Raw genomic sequence first — 17,963 nt, 5'->3', positions numbered from 1 at the left:
GCTTTCGGCAAACTTCTTATCTTCAACGCGCCCTGTCTGGTAAAAATCCGAAGCCCCGGGCCGTTGTCTCTGCTACTCCATTGGTATGGACATGCAGGAGTGCATCTACTTTTTGATTGTTTGCAAACAAGGGCCTGGCATAAAGATCTTCGGTCCGCTCTATGTCACCCTCCCTTGGTGATTTAGATTTTGAATTCCAGACAGCTGTAAGCTCTGGATACTTATTCGCCAAGTAATAACGCGAAGCGACCTTCCACCATTCAAGACCACTGGGAGCGTGAATCGTAGAATCCTGCGATCGGACAAATGATGTCAACGCGTTACTATTGGAAATCAAGAACTGTGAAAGATAGGTGGACATTGGCGGAGTCACCAAATCTTCAACAACCCCGTTGAAGTTATCTCGCTGATACCGCCAATCTTTATAACCGTAATGATAATAAGCACCATGCCCCGCTGAAATCATCACTTTCTTTTGAGCAGCCACTGCCGCTTGGGGCAGCGCCACTGGCTTTACGTCAGTTTTCTTTTGAACTGGACTTGGCCTATAGTCCTTTGGGAAATAGTAATAGATATCCTTTCCGCTATAGCGAAACTCAATCCCATCAATGGTGACCACATCGTCGAATAGCGGCAACAATGAGCGCGAGATTGCATGCAAATTATCTTCAAATTCGGCACCATTAATTTTTGGAACGTAATCACGACCAAGATCCACAATCAGAACTTTTCCCGCACTGTCAAACCTCGCACTAACGTCATGCTTGTTAGACAGCTGCCCCTCCAAGGGTGGAAGCCTCTTCACGATCCTTTGAGCTTCTTGCGTCAGATCCTTTTCCAGTTGACTGCGATCAGACTTGGACAGACTTGCAACCGCACTCGCACTTTCTGCCCCCCTGAATTAGCAGCCGAGGAGTTTCCAACAAAGAAAACCAGATTAACAGTCAGCGTAAAAGCTAAGGAAGCTCTGAACAACGCACCATAGATACGCGACACTACCCGCCTCATGTTGAGGAGTAATCCATGCAACTGACGTTCGGCGACGCTGAAGGCCTGGGCAAGCGCAAGCAGACCCGCCGGGAGATCTTCCTGGCCGAGATGGAGCAGGTCGTTCCGTGGCAGCACTTGCTCGGTCTGATCGCACCGCACTATCCGGTGTCGGGACGCCCTGGTCGACAGCCATACGCACTGGCGACGATGTTGCGGATTCATTTGCTGCAGCAGTGGTATGCGTTGAGCGATCCGGCGATGGAAGAAGCGTTGCACGAGATCCCGATCTTGCGGAGGTTTGCCCAGCTCGGTGGCTTGGACAACGTTCCGGACGAGACCACGATTTTGAACTTTCGGCGCCTGCTGGAGACCCATGGCCTTGCCGCGCGGATGCTGGACGCGGTCAACGCGCATCTGGCACGCAAGGGCCAGAGCCTGCGGTCGGGCACGATCGTCGATGCGACGCTGATCGCTGCACCCAGTTCGACCAAGAACGCCGATCACGCGCGCGACCCTGAAATGCATCAGACCAGGAAGGGCAATCAGTGGTATTTCGGGATGAAGGCGCACATCGGCGTGGATGAATTTTCCGGGCTGGTGCACCACGTCCATTGCACAGCCGCCAATGTCGCCGACGTCACGGTGACGCACGCATTACTGCATGGCAAAGAAGACAGCGTGTTCGGCGACAGCGGCTACACCGGTGCGGACAAACGCGAAGAACTGCAGACCTGCAAGGCTGCATTTTTCATTGCCGCCAGGCCCTCGACGCTGCAAGCCATCGGCAACAAACGCGAGCGTGCTCGGGAACAGCGTTGGGAACACTTCAAGGCCAGCGTGCGCGCGAAGGTGGAGCATCCGTTCCGGGTGATCAAGCGCCAGTTCGGTTACACCAAGGTCCGCTATCGCGGCCTGGCCAAGAACACCGCACACGTGCTGACCTTGTTTGCGCTCTCCAATCTGTGGATGAAGCGAAAGCAGTTACTGCCTGCCATGGGGAGCGTGCGCCTGTAACCCGGGAATTCCCATGGAAAGCGCCAGAAATGGCGAAAATCCTAAAATCCAAACGCGACTCTCCGGAACGATGCGACATTCCGCACTCTCAGGCCTCGTTGTTCAGACCTTCCCTAACGCCACACTTGATCGCAAACTCATACAGATTCCCTTTATGACGTTGAAACCCCTGAACCTGAAGTTTACTCCTAAGATCAATCGTCAGTACAAGATTCCCGGCTCCGCCAAACCCCTGCGCAGGGGTCAGAAAAATCTGACAGCAGCCTCAAATTTACATGGAAACGTTTTCTTGACTGCTTTAATTGCCTTTTCCAGCGCAAACTGCAGCACGCACCCGCCTGCCAAGCGCTCGTGGCTTCTTATCAGCCGCTCTGACATCGCATCATTCCGAGGTCGGCACCTGAAACGCAGCACGCAATCCGGACCAACACTGCTGGTAGTCGCCCTGCCGATGCGTGGCCTGCAAGGCCTGCTGGGTGGGGCGCAACACCGCGCGCGTTTCGAACATGAAGGCCATGGTGTCGGTAATCACATCCGGACGCGCGAGATCTGCGTGCGAGGCTTTTTCGAAGGTTGCCGCATCCGGGCCGTGCCCGCTCATGCAGTTGTGCAGCGATGCACCGCCCGGTGCGAAGCCTTCGGCCTTGGCATCGTAGACGCCGTGCACCAGCCCCATAAACTCGCTGGCCACGTTGCGATGGAACCACGGTGGGCGAAAGGTGTGTTGCGCCACCAGCCAGCGCGGCGGGAAGATCGCAAAATCCATGTTCGCGGTGCCATGCGTGTCGCTGGGCGAGGTCAGCACGGTAAAGATGCTGGGGTCCGGATGATCAAAGCTGATCGAGCCGATGGTGTTGAAGCGGCGCAGATCATAGCGATACGGCGCGTAGTTGCCATGCCAGGCCACCACGTCCAGCGGCGAATGGCCGATGTCCGCACGCCACAGATGGCCCTGGAATTTGGCCACCAGTTCGAACGCACCTTCGCGCTGTTCGTAGGCGGCATGCGGCGTTTCGAAATCACGCGCGTTGGCCAGCCCGTTCGAGCCGATCGGCCCAAGGTCCGGCAGGCGCAGCAGGCCGCCGAAGTTCTCGCAGACATAGCCGCGTGCACTGCCATCGGGCAGCTCAACACGAAAACGTATACCGCGCGGTATCACCCCGATCTGCTGCGGCTCCAGCTCCAGCACGCCCAGCTCGGTGTGGATACGCAGGCGGCCGAGTTGCGGCACCAGCAACAGCTCGCCATCGGCATCGTAGAAGAAGCGATCGTGCATGGAGGCGTTGGCCGCATACAGATGCACGGCAACACCGGACATGGTCTCCGGCCCGCCGTTGCCCGCCATCGTGTACAGACCATCGATGAAATCGGTCGGCGTGGACGGCAAGGGCAATGGACTCCAACGCAGCTGGTCCGGTGGCACCGGGCCGCTGCCGAAGTCGTTGTGGAAGGCGGATTGCTCAATCAACGAGAACGCGCCATGAACCGCCGCCGGACGGATGCGATACAGCCAGCTGCGCCGGTTTTCGCCACGCGGCGCAGTAAACGCCGTGCCGGACAACTGTTCGGCGTACAACCCGTGCGCCACACGCTGCGGCGAGTTCTGGCCGACGGGCAAGGTATTCGCCACCGCCTCGCTGGCGAATTCATTGCCGAAGCCGGTCATGTAACGCTGGTCGTTGTGCATGGGTGCGTCCGGATGTTGACCCGCCCTCCACGACAGCAGAAGGTTGGGATCGAGTTGTATCAAGCCGCTCTTACCGAGGAAGAGCTAAAGCCTGGCGAATCAAGCCCCTCTCCCACCGGGAGAGGGTTGGGGTGAGGGTACGGCGTAGCGACCATCTTGCAAATCGTCTCAACCACCGCATCCAGCGAAAACAACACATCGTTGTTCCAGAAGCGCAGCACTGTCCATCCCTTCGATTGCAGCCACCGCGTCCTTGCCTGATCGCTGGATGCTTGGTGCTGCGATCCATCCAGTTCAACAACCAACGCCGCATCGATACAACAAAAATCTGCGATGTACGGCGGAATCGGATGCTGACGTCTGAACTTGAAACCTTGTAGCTGGTTGCTGCGTAGACAGCGCCAAAGTGCGCGCTCTGCGTCTGTCATCTCACTGCGTAATGCACGTGCGTGGGTGCGCGTAACAGTGGGTAATGGCGGTTTGATTTTCATCGCTCCACCGTACCCTCACCCCAACCCCTCTCCCGCAGGGAGAGGGGCTTTGACTACGTCCGTTCTTGTGGATTTGTCTTGTCAGACAACCGGGTCCCGATGGTGTGGCGCTTGAACGATTTGCCTTAAGCGAATCCCGAATAGCGAACAACCAATCCCAGACTTACAGCACCCCACGCTTCATCTGATCGCGCTCGATGCTCTCGAACAGTGCCTGGAAATTACCCTCGCCAAAGCCCTCATTGCCCTTGCGCTGGATGATCTCGAAGAAGATCGGGCCGATGCAGTTGGTGGTGAAGATCTGCAGCAACTTGCGCTGCTTGGTGTCCACATCGGCGTCGATCAGGATCTTGTTGCGGCGCAGGCGTGCGACGTCTTCGCCGTGCTCGGGGATGCGCAGGTCCACCACATCGAAATAGGTGTCCGGCGTGTCGAGAAAGCTCACGCCCGCCTCGCGCATCTTTTCCACGCTGGTGTAGATGTCGTCGGTGAAACAGGCAATGTGCTGGATGCCTTCGCCCTGGTAGGCGTCCAGATACTCGTTGATCTGGCTCTTGGGGTCGGAGGATTCGTTGAGCGGGATGCGCACGATGCCGTCCGGCGCGGTCATCGCCTTGGACACCAGGCCGGTCTTGGCGCCCTTGATGTCGAAGTAGCGGATCTCGCGGAAGTTGAACAGGCGCTCGTAATAGTCCGACCAGCGCTGCATGTTGCCGAAGTACAGGTTGTGGGTCAGGTGGTCGATGAAGGTCAGCCCGAAGCCGGCCGGGTGCTGGTCGGCGCCCGGAATCGGCTCGTAGTCGGCGTCGTAGATGCTGCCCGCGTCGCCATAGCGGTCCACCAGATACAGCATGCAATCGCCGATGCCCTTGACCACCGGCGCCGGCACTGCGCGCGTTTCTGCCTTGTCCTGCACCGCTTCGCCGCCGTTGCCGAGCACGGTCTCCAGCACGGTCTCGGCCGGGGTGCGGAAGCGGATCGCAAAGCCGCAGGCGCTCGGGCCGTGCGCGGCGGCGAAGTCGGCGGCAAACGAATCGGGATCTTCGTTGAGCAGGAAGTTGACCCCGCCCTGGCGATAGACGGTAATGGCGCGGCTGCGGTGACGCAGCACCGGGCTGAAGCCCATCTTGCGAAAATAGTCGTGCAGCTGCGCCGCCTGGCCGGCGGGTGCGGCGAATTCGACGAATTCGAACCCGTCGATCCCCATCGGATTGTCGAAGGTGGTGACCTGCATGCCGGGATCGGGGCGGCTGATGGGGGTGTTCGGTTGTGCATTCATCGTCGTTTCTCCACGCTGGGCCATCCGCAGGGCTATGCGGGGTGGCAAAAGACCCGCGAGAATGTGCAGGCCACCCACGGTTTGTAGTTGCAAATGAAACCAAAATCAAGACACAGTGCAACATGAGCGATCTCGACGCCCCCACTCCGCCGCACCATCCTGTGCTGCTCAACCTCGAGCAGTTCCTGCCGTATCGCCTCAGCGTGCTGTCCAACCGCATCAGCAGCAACATCGCCAAGGTCTACGGTGATCGTTACGGGATGGCCATTCCCGAGTGGCGGGTGATCACCATCCTGGCGCTGTATCCGGGTTCCTCGGCCAGTGAAGTCTCCGACCGCACGGCGATGGACAAAGTTGCAGTGAGCCGCGCCGTGGCGCGCCTGCTGGAGCGCGGCTTCATCCGCCGCGAAACCCATGGCGACGACCGCCGCCGCTCGATGCTGGCGCTGTCGCCGGCCGGGCGCCAGGTGTACGAGACCGTCGCCCCGCTGGTCAACGAGATGGAGCAGCGGCTGATGTCGGTGTTCAGCGCCGAGGAGCAGCAGATCCTGGAAAAGCTGATCGACCGGCTGGCCAAGGACGGGCTGCCGAAGATGGCCGGTAAGGAGTGAGGCTCTCGCACCGTTGAGAGGCGGTGCGGGTGATCGGCGTGTCGGCGCAGACCACTCACAATCCATGCAGCGCGGTCGTGCGGTTCGGTCAACAAAACGGCGCTTCCCTTCGCGGGGAAGCGCCGTTTTTTATTGCGCTTGCACACTGCGCCGAGTCGCCAAGACTCGATCAGAGGCCTGAGTGAACAGCGCTACCCGCAGCGCGGGATTTTGCATCACGCTGCAGCGAGCATCACGCCTGCGGCGGCGCCCACTGCTTGAGGAAGTCGAACAGCTTCTTGCGATCGTAGCCCTCGCCCTTGCGCAGCTCCGGGCCGGACTGCAGGGTCAGCGGCTTGCCGTCGTTATCCAGCACCAACAGCGACGGGTCGTCGTTGAGTTGAGCGAACTGCGACAGGAACGCGGCGTTCTGGTTGGCCGCGTCGCGGTTGACCTTGACCACCACAAAGTGCGCATCGCGGAAGCTGCGCAGCTCCGCATCGCCGCCCATCAGCTCGTCCAGCGCCTTGCACGGCTCGCAGGCCGCGTTGCCGACGTTGAGCACGATGCGCTTGCCGCCGCGCTTGGCCTCGACCTTGGCGGTCTCCAGATCTGCGGCCGGATCGCGTGAGGGGTCGTATTGCGCGTTGAGCGCAGCGGCGGCGGCGATATCTGCAGCGGTGGGCGTATTGCCCGACGACACCGGCTGGCTGGGATCGGCGCTGGGCGGCTTCTGCATCGAGGTATCCAGCGGCCGTGGCGCCTCCTGTTGCTCGCTGGGCTGCCCGCAGGCACTCAACAAGCTCGTGAACAGCACGCCCGCCAGCAGCGGGCCACAGACAGTGGATTTCATCGGCATTGCAGTTCTCCTCACTTCACACCATGCATCAGTTTGTTGATCAACGGCGCGATCAGGAACAACACCGCGCCGGCGCCCAGCAGCGCCCAAAACCCGAAGGTATACCCGCTGAGGGCCGAGGACACGCTCATCCCTTCGCTTCCGCTGACATGCCCGGCAAAAATGCCCGACAGGTTGTTGCCGATGCCGGTAGACAAAAACCAGCCACCCATGCCGAAACCGACCAGGCGCACCGGCGCCAGCTTGGTCACCATCGACAGGCCGATCGGCGACAGGCACAACTCGCCCACCGACTGGATCACATACACCATGAACAAGGTCCAGAACGGCACCTTGCCAGCATCGTTGACCAGACTCGACAGCGCAAACATCAGCAGCAAAAACGCCAGGCCGTTGAACAACAGGCCCAGGCCGAACTTGCGCGGAATCGAGGGATTGAAGCGACCGGACTTGACCCAGATCCAGGCGATGATCGGCGCCAGCGTGATGATGGCGATCGAGTTCACCGACTGGAACCAGGCGGTCGGGAAGGTCCAGTCGCCGAAGCCGCGGTCGACGATGTTGTCGGCCAGGAAGGTGAACGAGCTACCGGCCTGCTCGAAGAACATCCAGAACAGCACGTTGAAGGCGAAGATGATCAGCATCGCGATCACCTTGTCGCGCTGCACCTTGCCCTCGCGAATGCCTTCCACCAACAGCATCACCGACAGGCCGACGAACAACACCGTCAGCACGATCTGCAGCACGTCCGCGCCGACCGCGAGCAGGAAGTACACCACCGGAACTGCGAGCACGCAGCCGACCAACACCATCAACACGCGGCCGATGCCCTGCGCGTTCGGCGCCGGTGCGCCGATGCCCTTGAGCTGTGCGCGACCGATCCAGAACCACACCAGGCTGATCAGCATGCCCACACCGGAGGCCATGAACACCATCTTGTAGGACGGCATGGCCTGCGTGCCGAACACCTTTTCGGCCAGCAGTTGGGTCAGTACCGGCGAGATCATCGCGCCAAGGTTGATGCCCATGTAGAAAATGGTGAAACCGCTGTCGCGGCGCGGGTCGGCCACCGAATACAACTTGCCGACCATGGTGGAGATATTGGGTTTGAACAGCCCGTTGCCCACCACCACGGTTGCCAGGCCAATCTCGAACATGGTGTGGTCGGGGATGGCGATCAGGAACAGGCCGGTGGCCATCACTGCCGCACCGACCAGGATCGAGCGTTGGTAACCGAGCACGCGGTCGGCCACGTAGCCGCCGAAGATCGCTGCGGCGTACACCAGTGCCAGATAGGCGCCGTAGGTGCGTCCGGCCGGCGCCTGGCCGGTGGCATCGCCGTTGAAGAACTGCGCCACGATGTACAGCACCAGCGCCCAACGAATCCCGTAGAACGCAAAGCGTTCCCAGAATTCGGTCATGAACAGCATCCACAACGGCCGGGGGTGGCCGAGCAGTGTCGGGAACTCGGGAGGCGCAGGCGGCTGCGGCGGAGTGGTAGCGGAAGTCGGCGCAGTAGCGTCAACGCTCGCGAGGTGTCCCTTGCGTATTCAGTGATGGCTGGGTGCACCAGGGCGAGCCCTGGGCGACGCGCGAGGATCACTTAGACGTCATGTTCACGTCAAATTCGCCGGAGTCGGCGGCCTGATAGGGGTGGGTGGAGTGGCCGGGTGTTGTTGGGGTTGCTGCGCGTCCTCCCACCAGCGTGCGCGAGACCATTTCCACATGTCTGATGTTCTTTTGGCGGCCCTTTGGGTGATCAGTGGGTTGGTCGGCAAGGCGACCAAGGCGCTGCCAGTCAGCGGTAACCAACGCCCGCATCTCCCACCGCAGCATGCCCGCTTCCCCTTCACCCACCGGGAGAAGGGGCTCGTAGGGCGGAGGAGGGTGCGATGTCGCTGGGTGGTGCCGATCGCCGAGATACAAGCGTCAGCAAGTGGTTGATCCCGGGGATGAGGTCCGTACCCTCACCCCAACCCCTCTCCCGAGGGGAGAGGGGCTTCAGCGCGCGACAACTCCTGCGTTGCTAAGCTTTTTGCCTCGCTCAGCGCTTCCCAGCGTCCGCACTCCCCTGCGGCGGTCGGTTGTCCACGCCCACCGACGTGCGCACGTCGAACAGCTCCGGGAAAAACGTCAGTGCCAACGCCTGCTGCAGAAAGCCCACACCGCTCGACCCACCGGTTCCGCGCTTGAAGCCGATCACCCGCATCACCGTGCGCATGTGGCGGAAGCGCCACAGCTGGAACTGGGTTTCCACATCCACCAGGTCCTCGCACAGCGAATACTCGCGCCAGTAGCGGTCGGTGTTTTCGTAGATGCGCTCGAACACCGGACGCAACGCATCGTCGGCCACATGGGCGCTGGTCCAATCGCGCGCCTGGTACTGCTGCGGAATCGCATGCCCGAAGCGCGCCAGATAGCGCAGGAATTCCTCGTACAGACTGGGCGCTTCCAGCACTTCGCGCAGCCGCGCCTGCCCCTGCGGGTCGTAAGCGAACACCTGCAGCATCTGCGGATTCTTGTTGCCGAGCAGGAACTCGATATAGCGGTACTGCAGCGACTGGAAGCCGGACGACGGGCCCAGCACATCGCGAAACCCCATGTACTCGCTCGGGGTGAGCGTCTCCAGCACCGACCACTGTTCGGTCAACTGGCGCAGCACCTGCTTGCTGCGCGCCAGCACCTTGCGGCACTGCCAGACCTGGTCGTTTTGCAAATGCACCATCGCCGCGCGCAGTTCGTGCGCGAGCAGCTTCAACCACAGCTCGGAGGTCTGGTGCTGGATGATGAAGAGCATCTCGTCGTGATGCGCCGGCTCGGACAAGGGCTGCTGCGCGGACAGCAGTTGGTCCAGCCGCAGATAGCCGCCGTAGGTCAGCCGCCCCTCCAGATCGGTGTGGATGCCGGGTTCCAGGTCACGCAGGTTCTTGTCGACGGGCATGGCGTAGCGCTGACGATGGGCAGGCAAGGGTAGCGCAGAGCTGGCCCGGCTGACGCAGAGCCAGCTCTGCGGGATTGGGGATTGATTCAGCGCTGCTGCCGACACCTGCGACTGGGTTGCGGCGCTGCTGCCGCGTTCGGCTTGCGCGGTGCGGCGTTGTGGCGTGCCCCGTCGGGTCCTTCACAGCTGAAAAACCCGAGCGGGCGCGACCGCCCGGTCGCAGCCGCTGCGCCGGTGTCACCGTATCGTCAACCTAGGTCTGCAAATTCATGCAGAATCGAACGGCGCTGCCGGCCAGGGACGTGGTCGGACCAGGGGAGCGTTTCACGTCTCAAGGATCAGGGGACTCTCATCTCATGCATGTGTTGCAGCGTCGTGCAGCCTTACTTTTCTGTGCGCTGGCGGTTGCCGGCCACGCCAATGCCCAGGTTGTCATCAGCCAGGTCTACGGCGGTGGCGGCAACAGCGGTGCCACCCTCCGCAGCGATTTCATCGAGCTGCACAACATCGGCAGCGCCACGGTCAGCCTGGACGGCTGGTCGGTGCAATACGCCTCGGCCGCCGGCAGCAGCTGGCAAGTCACGCCATTGGCGGGCAACGTGCCGGCCGGCGGCTATTACCTGGTCAAGCAGGCCGATGGCAGCGGCGGCAGCGTTGCGCTGCCCACGCCCGATGCCACCGGCACCACCGCCATGAGCGGCACCGCCGGCAAGGTGGCACTGAGCAGCACGGCTGCCGCGTTGAGCGGCGCCTGCCCCACCGGCAATGCCGACCTGGTCGGCTACGGCAGCAATGCCAGCTGCGCCGAAGGCAATGCGCCCACGCCGGCCCCCAGCAATACGCTGGCGGTGCTGCGCGGTGGCGAAGGCTGCACCGATACCGACAACAACGCAGCCGATTTCTCCACCGGCGCGCCGGCCCCGCGCAATAGCGCCAACGGCGCGCGCCTGTGCAGCGGCGGTGGCCAGCCGATCGCCACGCTGGCCGATGTCAGCCAGGCCGAAGGCAATAGCGGCAGCCGCAGCGTCTTGTTCACGCTGAGCCTGAGCCAGCCGGCCGGCGCGGGCGGCGTGCGCTTCACTGCCGCCACCGCCAATGGCACTGCCGTCGCTGGCAGCGACTACGTGGCCTTGCCCGCGACTAGCGTGCAGATCGCTGCAGGCGAGCGCAGCGCCACCATCACCGTGGAAGTGCTGGGCGACACCACGCCCGAGCCCGACGAAACCTTCGCGCTGCAGATCAGCGGCCTCACCGGCGCGCTGCCGGCCACGCTGAGCGCCACCGGCACCATCCTCAACGATGACTTCAGCCTGCTGCCGATCCACGCCATCCAGGGCAAGGACGCGCGTTCGCCGCTGGAAGGCCAGGTGGTCGCCACCTCGGGCATCGTGACTGCTCGCCGCAGCGCCGGCTTCTTCCTGCAAGCTCCGGATGCCGAAACCGATGGCGACCCGGCCACGTCCGAGGGCGTCTACGTCTACACCGGCAGCGCCCCACCGGACACGGCAGCCATCGGCAACCGCGTGCGCGTGCAAGGCACGGTGATCGAATACGTGCCCACTGCCGACCCGACCCAGCCGCCATTGACCGAGATCGGTGGCAGCCTGACCGTGTTGCTGGATTCCACCGGCAACCCATTGCCGATGCCGGTGGCGTTGAGCGCGAACTTCCCCAACCCGAACGGCGCCTACGACCAACTCGAAGCGCTGGAAGGCATGCGCGTCACCGCCGCCAGCCTCACCGTCAATGCGCCCACCGGTGGCAACGTCAACGAGACCAACGCTACCGCGACCAGCAATGGCGTCTTCCATGCGGTGGTCACCGGCGTGCCGCGCGCCTTCCGCGAGCCGGGCGTGCAACTACCCGACCCGCTGCCGGCCGGCTCGCCGGCGGGCGTGCCGCGCTGGAACACCAATCCGGAAGTAATCGCGGTCGGCAGTGCCGGCGTGGGCGCCGAGCGCCTGGATCTGGCGTCCGGTTGCGTCGTGCTGGATGTCACCGGCCCGCTGGATTACAGCTTCCGCCGCTACACGCTGTATCCGGAACGCACCCCGCAGGTCTACTGCAACGGTGCCGACCTGCCGCGCCCGGCGCCGAGGCCGCAGGCCGACGATGTGGCCGTGGCGACCTACAACATGGAGCGCTTCTTCGACGACCAGAACGACCCGGCGATCGGCGAACCGGTGCTCACCCCGGCCGCGTTCCAGGCCCGCCTCAATAAGGCCTCGCTGGCGATCCGCAACTACCTGCACACGCCCGACATCCTGGGCACGGTGGAAGTGGAAAACATCAGCGTGCTGCAGACGCTAGCTGCACGCATCAACACCGATGCGGTGGCAGCCGGCCAGCCGGATCCGCAGTACGTGGCCTATCTGCAGGAAGGCAACGACGTCGGCGGCATCGACGTCGGCTTCCTGGTCAAGACCGCCGAGGTGGCCAGCCGCGTGCCGCGCGTGGAAGTGGTCTCCATCGCCCAGGAAGGCAAGACCACAACCTGGACCGAGCCGGCAGGCGGCGTGAGCCTGCTCAACGATCGTCCGCCGCTGGTGCTCACCGCCAGGGTGCACCAGGCCGATGGCCGCGTGCTGCCGCTGACCGCCATCGTGGTGCATCAGCGCTCGCTCAACGGCGCTGAAACCGACGATGCGGCCGGCACCCGCATCCGCGCCAAACGCCAGGCCCAGGCCGAGTACCTGGCGCGCCTGCTGCAGACGCGTCAACAGCTCGACCCGGCCGAACAGGTGCTGGTGATGGGCGACTTCAACGCCTTCGAGTTCAACGATGGCTATGTGGATGCGATGGGCACCGTCACCGGCAGGCCGGCGCCGGATGCGCAGACCGTGGTGAGCGGCGATGGCGTGGATCTGGTCGACCCGGACTACACCGACCTGACCTGGTTCAACACGCCCGATCAGAGCTACTCGTACGCGTTCGACGGCAACGTGCAGTCGCTGGATCACATCATCGCCAACGAGGCGCTGATGCGCGCACCCAACATCGCCGCGTTGTCGGTGGGCCACGCACGCATCAATGCCGACTTCCCCGGCACTGCGCGCAACGATGCCAATACGCCCACGCGTTTGTCCGATCACGACCCCACCATCGTGCTGTTGCGCATGGCGCCAGCATTACGTGCCGACCTGGGCGTGATGGTGAACGCCGCACGCGCGCAAGTCACCGAAGGCGAGCGTATCGACTTCAGTGTGGATGTGGAGAACCGTGGACCCGACAACGCAGCGTTTGCAGCGGTAGCACTGGCCTTCGACGTAGCGGTGAGCCCACGGGTGACCGCTGCACCGGGTTGGAGCTGCCAACCGCCGGAAACCGGCACCCAGACAGTGGTCACCTGCACCATCGCATCGCTGGCATCCGGCAATGCACAGCGCTTCGCAGTGCAGGTTGAAGCTGACGCGGAACTGGCCGGACGCACCCTCACCCTGGCCGCTTCGGTCGCCTCTCAGACGCCCGACCCGCAGCCGGACAACAACACCGACACCGCCGCAGTGGCAGTGCAGCCACGCCTGCGCAGCGATCTGGCAGTGCGTCTGGAAGGCCCCGCCACGCTGCCGACCACTGCCTTCAATGCCACTTACCGGGTATTTCTGGACAACCGCGGCAACGCACCGGCCACCGGCGTCAACGTGCGCATCGAGGGCAATACGGTGTCGGCGTTGTCGCTGCTGGTGGCACCCAGCGGCTGGCGTTGCACCAAGCAACTGCAGTCGTTGCGCAGCGCGATCTTCATGTGCAGCACCGCCACGGCACTGCAGCCGGGCGCGCAGGCCGCGTTCCAGCTGACCGTGGCGGCCAAGCCGATCCCGGTTGAAGGCGCGGTACGGGTGCAGGCAAGTGCCAGTTCGATCTCGCCCGATGCCAACCCGGCCGACAATGCTGCGCTGATTGTCACGCCGATCGGTGGAGGCGCCGGGCGCCGCTGATCGCAGTGCAACACGTCGCAGTTTGAACTGCGACAAAGGGCGCGGCCTGGTCCGCGCCCTTTTTTTTGTGCAAGCCAGCATCATTGTGTGTTGCGGTGCAGGACAGCCTTTTGCTGCGCGGTCCTTAACATCGCAACTCATATCATTTGAAACTTCTTGGTGAAGGTGTCGCCGCAATGAGCGTAGCCGCGCAGTTCGAGATCGAATATCTGCAATACATGGACGCGGACGGCCAATGGGTCCGCGACGACCTGCCGGCCGACGCCGCCAACCCGCAACAGTTGCTCGCCCTGTTCAAGCGCATGCTGTTCGTGCGCACCTTCGACAGCAAATCGGTGGCCTTGCAGCGCACCGGCAAGCTGGGCACCTACGCCGCCTCGCTGGGCCACGAAGCCACCCATGTGGGCATCGGTGCGTCGATGCGCCGCGGTGATGTGTTCGCGCCCAGCTACCGCGAGTACGGCACCATGTTCGAACGCGGCGTGCGCCCGCGCGACGTGCTGCTGTACTGGGGCGGCGACGAGCGCGGCAGCGATTACCCGCGCGATGCCGATGCGGCGATCGACTTCCCGATCTGCGTGCCGATTTCCACCCAGTGCCTGCACGCGGCCGGCTCGGCGCTGTCGTTCAAGCTGCAGGGCAAGCCGCAGGTCGCTGTTGCGTGCTGCGGCGATGGCGGCAGTTCCAAGACCGACTTCTACGCCGCACTCAATTCCGCCGGCGCCTACAAACTGCCGCTGATCCTGTGCGTGATCAACAACGGCTGGGCGATCTCGGTACCGCGCTCGGCGCAGACCGGTGCGCAGACGCTGGCGCAGAAGGGCCTGGCCGGCGGCCTGCATTGCCTGCAGGTGGATGGCAACGATCTGGTTGCCGTGCTCGAAGCGATGCGCCAGGCGCGCGTACGTGCACTGGCCGGCGACGGCGGCACGGTGATCGAATTCCTGACCTATCGCCTGTCCGATCACACCACCGCCGACGATGCGCGGCGCTACCGCGGCGAAGAAGAGGTCAAGCAGGGCTGGGCACGCGAACCGCTGCTGCGCCTGCGCCGCTATCTCACCGCGCAAGGCCTGTGGGACGAAGCACAGGAAACCGCCTGGAAAACCGAATGCGGCGCGCGCGTGGACGAAGAGGTCAACGCCTATCTCAACACCCCGGTGCAGCCAGTCGAAGCGATGTTCGATTATCTCTACGGCGACCCGCCGGCCGAGTTGCTGGCCCAGCGCGCCGAAGTGATGGCGCTGGAGGCCCGTCATGGATGAGCACACCCAGTCGCACATCGCCGCCACTCAGCAGGCCAGTGCGCCTTACATCGCCGCAGCCACGCGCGGAGAGACTGCCATGAGTTCGCCCATCACCCTGATCGAAGCCATCACCCAGGCGCTGGCCTGGGAGCTGGAACACGACCCTGCGGTGCTGGTGCTGGGCGAGGATGTGGGCGTCAACGGCGGCGTGTTCCGCGCCACCGCCGGCCTGCAGCAGCGCTTCGGCAGTGCGCGCGTGCTGGACACGCCATTGGACGAAACCACCATCGCCGGGCTGAGCGTTGGCCTGGCTGCGCAAGGCATGAAGCCGGTGGCCGAAGCGCAGTTCGACGGCTTCGTGTATCCCATGGTCGATCACCTGATCTGCCACGCCGCACGCCTGCGCAACCGCACCCGCGGGCGCCTGCATTGCCCGATGGTGTTGCGCGTGCCGTGGGGCGGCGGCATCCGCGCGCCGGAACATCACAGCGAAGCTAACGAAGCCATCTTCACCAACGTGCCCGGTTTGCGCGTGGTGTTGCCGTCTTCGCCGCAGCGCGCGTATGGCCTGTTGCTGGCTGCGATCCGCGATCCGGATCCGGTGATCTACATGGAGCCCAAGCGCATCTATCGCCAGTACAAGGAAGTGGTCGCCAATGACGGCGAAGCGTTGCCGCTGGACGTGTGCTTCGTGCTGCGCGACGGCACCGACGTCACCCTGGTCACCTGGGGCGCGCAGGTGAAAGAAGCGCTGGAAGCGGCCGACAAACTCGCTGGCGAAGGCATCAGTGCCGAAGTGATCGACGTGGCCACGTTGCGCCCGCTGGACTTCGACACCATCGCCGAATCGGTGGCGAAAACCGGCCGCTGCGTGATCGTGCAGGAAGCCCCGCGCACCGCCGGCTTCGGTGCGGAAATTGCCGCGCAGTTGGCGGAAAAATCGATGTACGACCTGCTCGCACCGGTCGAACGCGTCACCGGTTACGACACGCACATCCCGTTGTTCCGGCTGGAGATGAAGTATCTGCCGAGCGTGGAGCGCATCGTCACCGCCGCCCGCCGCGCGGTGGCCGCCGGCTGACATGCGCGCCCGCATGCTCTGCGATCACCACGCCAGAGTCGCCAACCCGATTCGCTTCCACGCAGGTCAGCAAGTGGCGATCGGCGTGCGCGATGAAGAATGGCCGGCCTTTGCCTGGGTCAACACCGGCAAGGGCCATGCCGGCTGGGCACCGGTGGCGTGGCTGCGCCCCTTGGGCGACGGCCTGGCCCAGGCCCTGCGCGATTACGACGCACGCGAACTCGTTGCCATGCAGGGCGAGGACGTGTTGCTGCATCACGAACATGGCGGTTGGTGGTGGTCCGAGCGTGCCGATGGCATGCAGGGCTGGCTGCCGGCCGCTGATCTGGAACTCCTCGACGACACCACGCCGCCGCTGCCTGCGGCGCAAGAGAATCTGCCATGAGCCAAGCCAAGAATTTCCACCTGCCCGACCTGGGCGAAGGTCTGCCCGACGCCACCATCGTGGAATGGTTCGTCAAGGAGGGCGATAACGTGCGCCTGGACGACCCGCTGGTCTCGATGGAGACCGCCAAGGCGGTGGTCGAGGTGCCCTCGCCGTTCTCCGGCACCGTGACCAAGCTCGCCGGTGCGGCCGGCGATATCATCGTCACTGGCGCGGTGCTGGCGCAGTTTGCGCTGGATGCCTCGCAGCCGCAGCGTGCCGATGGTCAGGACACCGGTCACTCACACGGCCCTGCACCAACGCACACGCCCAGCACCGGCGACAGCGCCGCCGGCAACACGGCGCGCGTGGTCGCTTCCGATAACGGCGGCGAGATCGCCGATGCCGATTCCCCTAGCAATGGCGAGAGCGACCGCGATGATGCCGGCACGGTCGTCGGCGCGATGCAGAGCTCCAATGCCGTACAGAGCGAACAGGCAATCGCAGTCGGTGGCGTGCGCGCCATGCCGGCAGTGCGCGCGCTGGCTCGCAAGCTGCGCGTGGACCTGAGCCAGGTGGGCGCAAGCGGCCCCGATGGCACGGTGACCATGGCCGACGTAAAGCAGGCTGCCGCTGCCGGCAGCGCGCCGATGTCTGCGGCGCGTGCGAGTGCGTCAGTCACGCCGATCAATGGCGACAACGCGCATGCAGCCGCGCAACACGCCGCTGCGAACACGCAGACCGCAAACACTGCAGCGAGCGATGCGCAACAACGTTCAGCGCTGTCTGCCAGCGGCAAACCCATGCGCACGCAATCACCCAGCGTGATCGCCAAAGGCCAGCCGGAGCAGCTCAAGGGCGTGCGTCGCAACATGGCGCGCGTGATGGCCGATGCGCACAGCAAAGTGGTGCCCACCACGCTCAACGACGATGCCGACATCCACGCATGGCAACCCGGCAACGACGTCACCGTGCGGCTGGTGCGCGGCATCGTGCGCGCCTGCCAGGCGGTGCCAGCGCTCAATGCCTGGTTCGACGGCGAGGTACTCAGCCGCACCCTGCACACGCAGGTGGATATCGGCATCGCGGTGGATACCGAAGAAGGCCTGTTCGTGCCGGCGCTGCGCAATGCCGACATGCTGGATGCGCACGGCATCCGCGAGAGCGTCAACCGGCTGCGCCAGCAGGTGGAAAATCGCAGCATCGCCGCCTCCGAGCTCAGCGGCTACACCATCTCGCTATCCAACTTCGGCATGTTCGCCGGCCGCTACGCCACCCCAGTGGTGGTGCCGCCGTGCGTGGCCATCGTCGCCGCCGGCCGCGCGCGCTACCAGCTCACGCCGGTGATGGGCGGGGTGGAAACCCACAAGGTGATGCCGCTGTCGCTGACCTTCGACCACCGCGCCGCCACCGGCGGGGAGGCCGCGCGTTTCCTGCGTGCACTGCTGGACGATCTGGCAGCCCCAAACTAAACGCCTTCCG

14 protein-coding genes are annotated in these 17,963 nt (G+C 63.7%); 7 read left to right on the top strand and 7 right to left on the bottom strand.

The window, feature by feature from the left end:
- Positions 1-22: 22 nt before the first annotated feature.
- A complete protein-coding gene (locus tag NDY25_RS22945; protein WP_343243403.1) occupies positions 23-787 on the bottom strand; it encodes an N-acetylmuramoyl-L-alanine amidase CwlD in 765 nt (254 codons plus the stop codon).
- Positions 788-1,023: 236 nt separating this feature from the next.
- On the opposite strand from NDY25_RS22945, the gene NDY25_RS13265 reads away from it, so the two are divergent.
- Complete coding sequence (locus tag NDY25_RS13265; RefSeq protein ID WP_256627481.1) at positions 1,024-2,004, top strand: IS5 family transposase; 981 nt, start codon at positions 1,024-1,026, stop codon at positions 2,002-2,004.
- A 382-nt stretch (positions 2,005-2,386) separates the two neighbouring features.
- Here the strand turns inward: NDY25_RS13265 and hmgA are convergent, their stop codons facing one another.
- From hmgA to hppD, 3 genes are all read right to left on the bottom strand, one after another.
- Positions 2,387-3,691 carry a homogentisate 1,2-dioxygenase gene (gene hmgA, locus NDY25_RS13260; RefSeq protein WP_168959077.1) on the bottom strand — a complete coding sequence of 435 codons (1,305 nt, stop codon included), beginning with the start codon at positions 3,689-3,691 and terminating at the stop codon, positions 2,387-2,389.
- 59 nt (positions 3,692-3,750) lie between these two features.
- Positions 3,751-4,182 (bottom strand): endonuclease domain-containing protein, encoded by a 432-nt coding sequence (locus NDY25_RS13255; RefSeq protein ID WP_256627490.1) that lies wholly within the window; start codon positions 4,180-4,182, stop codon positions 3,751-3,753.
- A 163-nt stretch (positions 4,183-4,345) separates the two neighbouring features.
- Positions 4,346-5,461, bottom strand: a complete 1,116-nt coding sequence (gene hppD, locus NDY25_RS13250; RefSeq protein ID WP_168959079.1) for a 4-hydroxyphenylpyruvate dioxygenase — start codon at positions 5,459-5,461, stop codon at positions 4,346-4,348.
- 122 nt (positions 5,462-5,583) lie between these two features.
- Here hppD and NDY25_RS13245 point away from each other — a divergent pair, with 122 nt between their 5' ends.
- Positions 5,584-6,072 carry a MarR family winged helix-turn-helix transcriptional regulator gene (locus tag NDY25_RS13245; RefSeq protein WP_168959080.1) on the top strand — a complete coding sequence of 163 codons (489 nt, stop codon included), beginning with the start codon at positions 5,584-5,586 and terminating at the stop codon, positions 6,070-6,072.
- A 232-nt stretch (positions 6,073-6,304) separates the two neighbouring features.
- On the opposite strand, the gene NDY25_RS13240 is transcribed toward NDY25_RS13245, so the two are convergent.
- From NDY25_RS13240 to NDY25_RS13230, 3 genes are all read right to left on the bottom strand, one after another.
- Entirely contained in the window at positions 6,305-6,910 is a 606-nt protein-coding gene (locus tag NDY25_RS13240) for a thioredoxin family protein (RefSeq protein WP_168959081.1), read from the bottom strand.
- An 11-nt stretch (positions 6,911-6,921) separates the two neighbouring features.
- Entirely contained in the window at positions 6,922-8,460 is a 1,539-nt protein-coding gene (locus NDY25_RS13235; RefSeq protein WP_487248491.1) for a peptide MFS transporter, read from the bottom strand.
- A 494-nt stretch (positions 8,461-8,954) separates the two neighbouring features.
- Entirely contained in the window at positions 8,955-9,851 is an 897-nt protein-coding gene (locus NDY25_RS13230) for a tryptophan 2,3-dioxygenase (protein ID WP_168959083.1), read from the bottom strand.
- Between the two features lie 356 nt (positions 9,852-10,207).
- Here NDY25_RS13230 and NDY25_RS13225 point away from each other — a divergent pair, with 356 nt between their 5' ends.
- The 5 genes from NDY25_RS13225 (at position 10,208) to NDY25_RS13205 (ending at position 17,953) form a co-directional block, all read left to right on the top strand.
- On the top strand, positions 10,208-13,789 hold the full coding sequence (locus NDY25_RS13225) for a lamin tail domain-containing protein (RefSeq protein WP_168959084.1): 3,582 nt from the start codon (positions 10,208-10,210) through the stop codon (positions 13,787-13,789).
- A 176-nt stretch (positions 13,790-13,965) separates the two neighbouring features.
- Positions 13,966-15,054: a pyruvate dehydrogenase (acetyl-transferring) E1 component subunit alpha gene (pdhA, locus tag NDY25_RS13220; protein ID WP_168959085.1), complete on the top strand. Its 1,089-nt coding sequence runs from the start codon at positions 13,966-13,968 to the stop codon at positions 15,052-15,054.
- Positions 15,047-16,117 (top strand): alpha-ketoacid dehydrogenase subunit beta, encoded by a 1,071-nt coding sequence (locus NDY25_RS13215; RefSeq protein ID WP_168959086.1) that lies wholly within the window; start codon positions 15,047-15,049, stop codon positions 16,115-16,117. Before pdhA ends, NDY25_RS13215 begins: the two co-directional genes overlap by 8 nt.
- 1 nt (position 16,118) lies before the next feature.
- Positions 16,119-16,502, top strand: a complete 384-nt coding sequence (locus NDY25_RS13210; RefSeq protein WP_168959087.1) for an SH3 domain-containing protein — start codon at positions 16,119-16,121, stop codon at positions 16,500-16,502.
- On the top strand, positions 16,499-17,953 hold the full coding sequence (locus tag NDY25_RS13205; protein ID WP_168959088.1) for a dihydrolipoamide acetyltransferase family protein: 1,455 nt from the start codon (positions 16,499-16,501) through the stop codon (positions 17,951-17,953). The genes NDY25_RS13210 and NDY25_RS13205 overlap by 4 nt, the downstream gene beginning before the upstream one ends.
- Positions 17,954-17,963 lie beyond the last annotated feature (10 nt).

Source organism: Xanthomonas hortorum pv. pelargonii, from assembly GCF_024499015.1.
Taxonomy (GTDB): Bacteria; Pseudomonadota; Gammaproteobacteria; order Xanthomonadales; family Xanthomonadaceae; genus Xanthomonas; species Xanthomonas hortorum_B.
Note: the sequence above shows the minus strand (reverse complement) of the source record. Positions and strands in the feature narration are given on the sequence as shown.